General features: G+C 44.4%; 3 protein-coding genes, 2 tRNA genes and 2 pseudogenes. 1 reads left to right on the forward strand and 6 read right to left on the reverse strand.

All coding sequences use genetic code 11. The features are described from left to right. Positions 1 to 216: hypothetical protein (locus G614_RS32270; protein WP_207637863.1), on the forward strand; the 216-nt coding region annotated here is incomplete at its 5' end. A 26-nt stretch (positions 217 to 242) separates the two neighbouring features. Here the strand turns inward: G614_RS32270 and G614_RS34800 are convergent. From G614_RS34800 to G614_RS0123750, 6 genes and pseudogenes are all read right to left on the reverse strand, one after another. After that, positions 243 to 512, reverse strand: a pseudogene (locus tag G614_RS34800) (MBL fold metallo-hydrolase); the annotation flags it as partial. After that, positions 511 to 669, reverse strand: a pseudogene (locus tag G614_RS28915) (DUF1330 domain-containing protein); the annotation flags it as partial. The pseudogenes G614_RS34800 and G614_RS28915, both read right to left, overlap by 2 nt. Positions 670 to 750: 81 nt before the next feature. After that, the gene (locus G614_RS0123735; RefSeq protein ID WP_027643864.1) at positions 751 to 1,326 is read right to left on the reverse strand and encodes a TetR/AcrR family transcriptional regulator; all 576 of its coding nucleotides are present in this window, start codon (positions 1,324 to 1,326) and stop codon (positions 751 to 753) included. Between the two features lie 71 nt (positions 1,327 to 1,397). Continuing rightward, complete coding sequence (locus G614_RS0123740; RefSeq protein ID WP_027643865.1) at positions 1,398 to 2,219, reverse strand: hypothetical protein; 822 nt, start codon at positions 2,217 to 2,219, stop codon at positions 1,398 to 1,400. A gap of 167 nt (positions 2,220 to 2,386) precedes the next feature. Further along, a tRNA-Gly gene (locus G614_RS0123745) sits at positions 2,387 to 2,458 on the reverse strand. Between the two features lie 27 nt (positions 2,459 to 2,485). Further along, a tRNA-Pro gene (locus tag G614_RS0123750) sits at positions 2,486 to 2,560 on the reverse strand. Between the last annotated feature and the right edge of the window lie 145 nt (positions 2,561 to 2,705).

A 2,705-nucleotide genomic window follows, 5' to 3' on the forward strand; every position in this document is an offset into this window, starting at 1 on the left:
TTATATCTTATCACAGTCGCTTGTGTTTGTCAACAACTTTTTTCATTTTTTTATTTCTTACTCTCTTGCGCTTTTGGTACTCACCGCAGCGCAAGGGATATCTTACCAGATGCTTCAACAAATGTCAACAGGTTTTTTCAACTTTTTTCATTTTTTGCATTTTTCCATATCCAACCTGTTTCAATTCCTATGATTCTCCTGGTTGAACCGGCTTAAATCCGACATGACAGAACGCATAAACACACCAGCCCATAATAGCCAGGTATCGGCCGCTTCTCATATTGAAGGTCTGTATCTTCAATCCAATCCCGCTCTCCCCTGCTGGCATATACGCAGCAGGAATACGTTTCCTTTATAGGCCTTAAGGCTCCGATATGGTCCGGATGGGAATGGGTCAACAGTACAGCATTTATATTTTCTCTGTTTTTTCCAAATTTATGTATATATTCCTCAATTTTTTTATCACATCCTTTTCCTGCGTCAACCAGGTAACATCCCTCCTTTCCCATTACGCCAGTCTTTCCCCATATATTCAATCCCTTCGCTTCTCACCACATACTTTCCTCCGTGCTCCTCCACAATAGGCTTGACCAGTTTTATGTAATCGTCATAATCTGCCCGGTCTTTTCCTGACTCCAGGAAAACAGAAATAATAAAGTAACAACTCATTTCTTCTCCTTTCCATGCAAGTATACGCTTGCATAACTATTAAAAATAAATGGCACCGTATGGTACCATATATTTATATATTTACTTGGCCACTCCATGGACAAATACATCTACCATTTTAACAATATACTCATCTGCTTCCATCTCAGTCAAGCCGCTGCCAAAGGAGGCCTTAAAAAATACAAATCCAAAATTTAATGACAAAAACATCATCGCCACACTCTCGTAATCATCAGCTATAAGCCTTCCCTTCTCATACATTTTTCTGAAATATTCCGTGACACCGGTTTTAAAGATCAGGGGAATGGCTAAAATTCCTTCCCTTGTATCCTCCACCAGCTCTGGTGTGCGCAGTCCCAGGGAGAGCTTAACAAATTCCGGCGTAACTTTTTTCATATAAATACGGGCAAATTGGCACAGGTCCTCTGTCAGATTACCCGTCTCAATCATAAAATCACCCGGTTCCAAATCCGGATGCCATCTTTTCTGTCCCATGGCCTGAAGCACAATTTCCTTCTTCCCCTTGAATTTTCTGAAGATGGTACACTCGTTCACCCCGGCACGTTTGGCGATATCCTTTGTAGTGGTAGCTGTATATCCTCTCTCCACTACCAGTTCCATGGCTGCATCTATAATATTCTGTCCTGTCTGATCCATATCATCCTCCCGCAAAAGCAAGTGTACACTTGCATCATACAATAATCTCTTCCCGCTGTCAAGACTGCCTGTCACAAAAAGGTAAAGCTGTTCATTATCCCTTCCGTATCCAAGGCCAAAATAGAGCCGCCGAACATGACCATCTGCAGTCTGTCTCCATTGATTCTGGCATAAACCTTCAAAAATCCGGGTATGCCCAGGGAAGATGCATCCATATAGTGATAACTGTACCAAAGCCCGCTGGAAAGCTGCCTGGCTGTCTTGGACTGGGGTGTCCCCAACTCTGCTTCCACAGCTGTATCCAGTACTCTTTCCTGGTAGGTATATACCAGGTCTGCATATCCGCCAAAGTCCGCGAGGGATTCTGACATGATGCAGATAAGGCTGCTTCCGTCCACACTGGTCATATATATTCCCCTCTCATCAGAAGAATGAAATACAAATTCTTCGGGAACTGTGAAAACCACATTGCCAATCTGTTTTATTGCGCCGCTGTCCTGACTCTGCTCCTGCACGCCTACCGGCTCCTGTTCCGGCGCCTCTACCTGTTCCTGCATCTGCGCCTGAACCTCTTGCTGCATCTGTACCACTCCGCCCTCAATCCAGGCCCCCTGCCCGTCAACGCTGTACCCATCCGGTGTTTGAGTGTTTTGGAGACAATAGCCATCCTCATTAAAATAGTAGCATCTTCCGTCTATCCAGGACCATTCATTTTTTAAATACGTGCCGCTCTCATTTTGATACCACCAGCCGGTATCATCCTGCCTCCACTGCCCTGCAAACGCGCTCATACTCAAAGCAGCAGTGGCTAGTAACACCGCAATTACCATCATCCAGCATTTTTTCATACCGGTTGCTCTCTTATCCGCTGCGCTCTTATCAGTTACCCTCATATTAGTTGCCCTCCCTTAGTCTTATACTTCCAATATACTACTCTTTTCCGGGGACAAGAACCTAGAATCAACTTAAATCATACTTCAGGATGGTAAATATAAAAACGCAAAAAAACCGGAGCACCCTGTAAAATAAGAAATACAAAGCTCCGGTTAAGCAACAAAAAAGCGCGAGACGGGATTCGAACCCGCGGCCCCCACCTTGGCAAGGTGGTGCTCCACCCCTGAGCCACTCGCGCATAAATGTTATTATTTTATTTTCAAAGTCGGGGTGACAGGATTCGAACCTGCGACCTCCTGGTCCCAAACCAGGCGCTCTAGCCAAGCTGAGCCACACCCCGTCATCACCGTGTACATAAATATATCACAGATGATATAAAATTTCAAGTACTTTTACGTACCCTCAAAACCACATATTGAATTCCGATTGTTCCACAAACCTTCTTTTCCCTTAACCTTTTGGATAAGCCCTCGACCGATTAGTAT

It is taken from the genome of [Clostridium] clostridioforme AGR2157 (assembly GCF_000424325.1).
GTDB lineage: Bacteria > Bacillota > Clostridia > Lachnospirales > Lachnospiraceae > Enterocloster > Enterocloster clostridioformis_A.

Excerpts from the sequence above, each read along its gene's own strand:
- G614_RS0123735 (WP_027643864.1), bottom strand. The coding sequence starts at position 1,326 with ATGGATCAGACAGGACAGAATATTATAGATGCAGCCATGGAACTGGTA.
- G614_RS0123740 (WP_027643865.1), bottom strand. The coding sequence starts at position 2,219 with ATGAGGGTAACTGATAAGAGCGCAGCGGATAAGAGAGCAACCGGTATG.